The organism is Streptomyces calidiresistens (genome assembly GCF_014141525.1).
Lineage (GTDB): Bacteria > Actinomycetota > Actinomycetes > Streptomycetales > Streptomycetaceae > Streptomyces > Streptomyces calidiresistens.
This window is the reverse complement of the sequence record NZ_VKHS01000375.1, coordinates 1-5,232: the sequence shown is the minus strand read 5'-3', so window position 1 is coordinate 5,232 and position 5,232 is coordinate 1. Positions and strand designations below refer to the sequence as shown.

The 5,232-nt window shown below is 59.1% G+C and carries 2 rRNA genes; both read left to right on the top strand.

Going from position 1 to position 5,232, the window contains the following annotated elements:
* Nucleotides 1-225: 225 nt before the first annotated feature.
* Nucleotides 226-1,754, top strand: a 16S ribosomal RNA gene (locus FOE67_RS15740).
* Between the two features lie 340 nt (nt 1,755-2,094).
* Nucleotides 2,095-5,211: ribosomal RNA gene (locus FOE67_RS15735) — 23S ribosomal RNA — on the top strand.
* The 16S and 23S rRNA genes sit together here, the layout of an rRNA operon.
* Nucleotides 5,212-5,232 lie beyond the last annotated feature (21 nt).

Genomic DNA, 5,232 nt, shown 5'->3' with positions numbered 1-5,232 from the left:
GCCGAATGGCGGGGGGTTTCCGAAGGAAGCGTCCGTTCCTTGAGAACTCAACAGCGTGCCAAAAGTCAACGCCAGATATGTTGATACCCCGTCCATCCGGGTCCCGTGGAGTCTTCCGCGGTGGTTCGGTGGTCGAGGTTCCTTTGAAGAAATACACAGCGAGGACGCTGTGCACCACGGGAACATTCCTTCCGGTGGTGCCGCTCCCGTGAGCTGTAGAAGGCATTCACGGAGAGTTTGATCCTGGCTCAGGACGAACGCTGGCGGCGTGCTTAACACATGCAAGTCGAACGATGAACCTCCTTCGGGAGGGGATTAGTGGCGAACGGGTGAGTAACACGTGGGCAATCTGCCCTGCACTTCGGGACAAGCCCTGGAAACGGGGTCTAATACCGGATACTCACCGCCTTCCGCATGGGGGGTGGTGGAAAGCTCCGGCGGTGCAGGATGAGCCCGCGGCCTATCAGCTTGTTGGTGGGGTAGTGGCCCACCAAGGCGACGACGGGTAGCCGGCCTGAGAGGGCGACCGGCCACACTGGGACTGAGACACGGCCCAGACTCCTACGGGAGGCAGCAGTGGGGAATATTGCACAATGGGCGAAAGCCTGATGCAGCGACGCCGCGTGAGGGATGACGGCCTTCGGGTTGTAAACCTCTTTCAGCAGGGAAGAAGCGCAAGTGACGGTACCTGCAGAAGAAGCACCGGCTAACTACGTGCCAGCAGCCGCGGTAATACGTAGGGTGCGAGCGTTGTCCGGAATTATTGGGCGTAAAGAGCTCGTAGGCGGCTTGTTGCGTCGATTGTGAAAGCCCGGGGCTCAACCCCGGGTCTGCAGTCGATACGGGCAGGCTTGAGTTCGGTAGGGGAGATCGGAATTCCTGGTGTAGCGGTGAAATGCGCAGATATCAGGAGGAACACCGGTGGCGAAGGCGGATCTCTGGGCCGATACTGACGCTGAGGAGCGAAAGCGTGGGGAGCGAACAGGATTAGATACCCTGGTAGTCCACGCCGTAAACGGTGGGAACTAGGTGTGGGCGACATTCCACGTCGTCCGTGCCGCAGCTAACGCATTAAGTTCCCCGCCTGGGGAGTACGGCCGCAAGGCTAAAACTCAAAGGAATTGACGGGGGCCCGCACAAGCGGCGGAGCATGTGGCTTAATTCGACGCAACGCGAAGAACCTTACCAAGGCTTGACATACACCGGAAAACCGTGGAGACACGGTCCCCCTTGTGGTCGGTGTACAGGTGGTGCATGGCTGTCGTCAGCTCGTGTCGTGAGATGTTGGGTTAAGTCCCGCAACGAGCGCAACCCTTGTCCTGTGTTGCCAGCAACGGTTTCGGCCGGTTGGGGACTCACGGGAGACTGCCGGGGTCAACTCGGAGGAAGGTGGGGACGACGTCAAGTCATCATGCCCCTTATGTCTTGGGCTGCACACGTGCTACAATGGCCGGTACAATGAGCTGCGATGTCGTGAGGCGGAGCGAATCTCAAAAAGCCGGTCTCAGTTCGGATTGGGGTCTGCAACTCGACCCCATGAAGTCGGAGTCGCTAGTAATCGCAGATCAGCATTGCTGCGGTGAATACGTTCCCGGGCCTTGTACACACCGCCCGTCACGTCACGAAAGTCGGTAACACCCGAAGCCGGTGGCCCAACCCCTCGTGGGAGGGAGCCGTCGAAGGTGGGACTGGCGATTGGGACGAAGTCGTAACAAGGTAGCCGTACCGGAAGGTGCGGCTGGATCACCTCCTTTCTAAGGAGCATCTCGGGCCATCGGGTTCGTCCCGGTGGTTCCAGAGGCCACTTCGTCGGCGAACGTCCGACGGTGGTTGCTCATGGGTGGAACGTTGACTATTCGGTGTCCGCCGGTATCGGTGGCGACCAGTACTGCCCGGCCTCCTCGTGGGGTCGGGTGTGGAAGATCGTCTGTCGGTGCGGTGGGCATCGGGCGCGCTGTTGGGTGTCTGAGGGTGCGGCCGTGTGGTCGTGTCTTCGGTTGCCGGCCCCGGTGGGGATCGACGGGCTTTTCCGTTGGTTTGTTGTCGGGTGGTTGGTTGTTGTTTGAGAACTGCACAGTGGACGCGAGCATCTGTGGCCAAGTTGTTAAGGGCGCACGGTGGATGCCTTGGCACCAGGAACCGATGAAGGACGTGGGAGGCCGCGATAGACCCCGGGGAGTTGTCAACCGAGCTGTGATCCGGGGGTGTCCGAATGGGGAAACCCGGCAGTCGTCATGGGCTGTCACCCGCACCTGAATGTATAGGGTGTGTGGAGGGAACGCGGGGAAGTGAAACATCTCAGTACCCGCAGGAAGAGAAAACAACCGTGATTCCGGGAGTAGTGGCGAGCGAAACCGGATGAGGCCAAACCGTATGTGTGTGATACCCGGCAGGGGTTGCGCGTGCGGGGTTGTGGGAGTGGACTTCAGTCGTCTGCCGGCGGCTGGGCGAGTCAGAAACCATTGCGATAGGCGAAGGGCATGCGAAAGGCCCGGCACAGAGGGTAAGACCCCCGTAGTCGAAATCGTGATGGCTTGCTTGTTCACCACCCAAGTAGCACGGGGCCCGAGAAATCCCGTGTGAATCCGGCGGGACCACCCGTCAAGCCTAAATATTCCCTGGTGACCGATAGCGGACAGTACCGTGAGGGAATGGTGAAAAGTACCGCGGGAGCGGAGTGAAATAGTACCTGAAACCGTGTGCCTACAAGCCGTGGGAGCGTCGCACAGCAAGCTTGCTTGTTGTGTCGTGACTGCGTGCCTTTTGAAGAATGAGCCTGCGAGTTTGCGGTGTGTTGCGAGGTTAACCCGTGTGGGGGAGCCGTAGCGAAAGCGAGTCCGAAGAGGGCGGTTCAGTAGCACGCTCAAGACCCGAAGCGGAGTGATCTAGCCATGGGCAGGGTGAAGCGGCTGTAAGAGGTCGTGGAGGCCCGAACCCACCAGGGTTGAAAACCTGGGGGATGACCTGTGGTTAGGGGTGAAAGGCCAATCAAACTCCGTGATAGCTGGTTCTCCCCGAAATGCATTTAGGTGCAGCGTCGTGTGTTTCTTGCCGGAGGTAGAGCACTGGATAGGCGATGGGCCCTACCGGGTTACTGACCTTAGCCAAACTCCGAATGCCGGTAAGTGAGAGCGCGGCAGTGAGACTGTGGGGGATAAGCTCCATGGTCGAGAGGGAAACAGCCCAGAGCATCGACTAAGGCCCCCAAGCGTGTGCTAAGTGGGAAAGGATGTGGAGTCGCAGAGACAACCAGGAGGTTGGCTTAGAAGCAGCCATCCTTGAAAGAGTGCGTAATAGCTCACTGGTCTAGTGATTCCGCGCCGACAATGTAGCGGGGCTCAAGTACACCGCCGAAGTCGTGTCGTCGACACAAGTGCCCCAACGGGTGTGTCGATGGGTAGGGGAGCGTCGTGTGCCGGGTGAAGCAGCCGTGTAAGCGAGTTGTGGACGGTTCACGAGTGAGAATGCAGGCATGAGTAGCGATACACCAGTGGGAAACTGGTGCGCCGATTGACCAAGGGTTCCTGGGTCAAGCTGATCTGCCCAGGGTAAGTCGGGGCCTAAGGCGAGGCCGACAGGCGTAGTCGATGGATAACCGGTTGATATTCCGGTACCCGTTGCGGAGCGCAAGCGCCGAATCTCCTGATGCTAAGCCCGTGAAGCCCCCCATCGCCTTCGGGTGGTGGGTGTGGTGGAGCCGGTGGCCCGAGGGGGTAGTAGGTGAGTGATGGGGTGACGCAGGAAGGTAGTCCAGCCCGGGCGGTGGTTGTCCCGGGGTAAGGGTGTAGGACGCGGGGTAGGCAAATCCGTCCCGCATACGAGTCTGAGACCTGATGCCGAGCCGATTGTGGTGAAGTGGATGATCCTATGCTGTCGAGAAAAGCCTCTAGCGATGTTCCGTGGCGGCCCGTACCCCAAACCGACTCAGGTGGTCTGGTAGAGAATACCGAGGCGTTCGGGTGAACTATGGTTAAGGAACTCGGCAAAATGCCCCCGTAACTTCGGGAGAAGGGGGGCCGCTTCCGGTGATGGCACTTGCTGCCGGAGCTGGGGGTGGCCGCAGAGACCAGCGAGAAGCGACTGTTTACTAAAAACACAGGTCCGTGCGAAGCTGTAAGGCGATGTATACGGACTGACGCCTGCCCGGTGCTGGAACGTTAAGGGGACCGGTTAGCTCTTCGGGGCGAAGCCGAGAACTTAAGCGCCAGTAAACGGCGGTGGTAACTATAACCATCCTAAGGTAGCGAAATTCCTTGTCGGGTAAGTTCCGACCTGCACGAATGGCGTAACGACTTCTCGACTGTCTCAACCATAGGCCCGGTGAAATTGCACTACGAGTAAAGATGCTCGTTTCGCGCAGCAGGACGGAAAGACCCCGGGACCTTTACTACAGCTTGATATTGGTGTTCGGTTCGGCTTGTGTAGGATAGGTGGGAGACTGTGAAGCATGCACGCCAGTGTGTGTGGAGTCGTTGTTGAAATACCACTCTGGTCGTGCTGGATGTCTAACCCGGGTCCGTGATCCGGATCGGGGACAGTGTCTGGTGGGTAGTTTAACTGGGGCGGTTGCCTCCCAAAGGGTAACGGAGGCGCCCAAAGGTTCCCTCAGCCTGGTTGGTCATCAGGTGGTGAGTGTAAGTGCACAAGGGAGCTTGACTGTGAGACTGACGGGTCGAGCAGGGACGAAAGTCGGGACTAGTGATCCGGCGGTGGCTTGTGGAAGCGCCGTCGCTCAACGGATAAAAGGTACCCCGGGGATAACAGGCTGATCTTCCCCAAGAGTCCGTATCGACGGGATGGTTTGGCACCTCGATGTCGGCTCGTCGCATCCTGGGGCTGGAGTCGGTCCCAAGGGTTGGGCTGTTCGCCCATTAAAGCGGTACGCGAGCTGGGTTTAGAACGTCGTGAGACAGTTCGGTCCCTATCCGCTGTGCGCGTTGGATTCTTGAGAAGGGCTGTCCCCAGTACGAGAGGACCGGGACGGACGAACCTCTGGTGTGCCAGTTGTTCTGCCAAGGGCATGGCTGGTTGGCTACGTTCGGGATGGATAACCGCTGAAAGCATCTAAGCGGGAAGCCGGCTTCGAGATGAGGAATCCCACCCACTTTGATGGGGTAAGGCTCCCTGTAGACGACGGGGTTGATAGGCCGGAGATGGAAGCCCTGTGAGGGGTGGAGTTGACCGGTACTAATAAGCCGAGGGCTTGTCCTCAGGTGCTCGCGTCCACTGTGT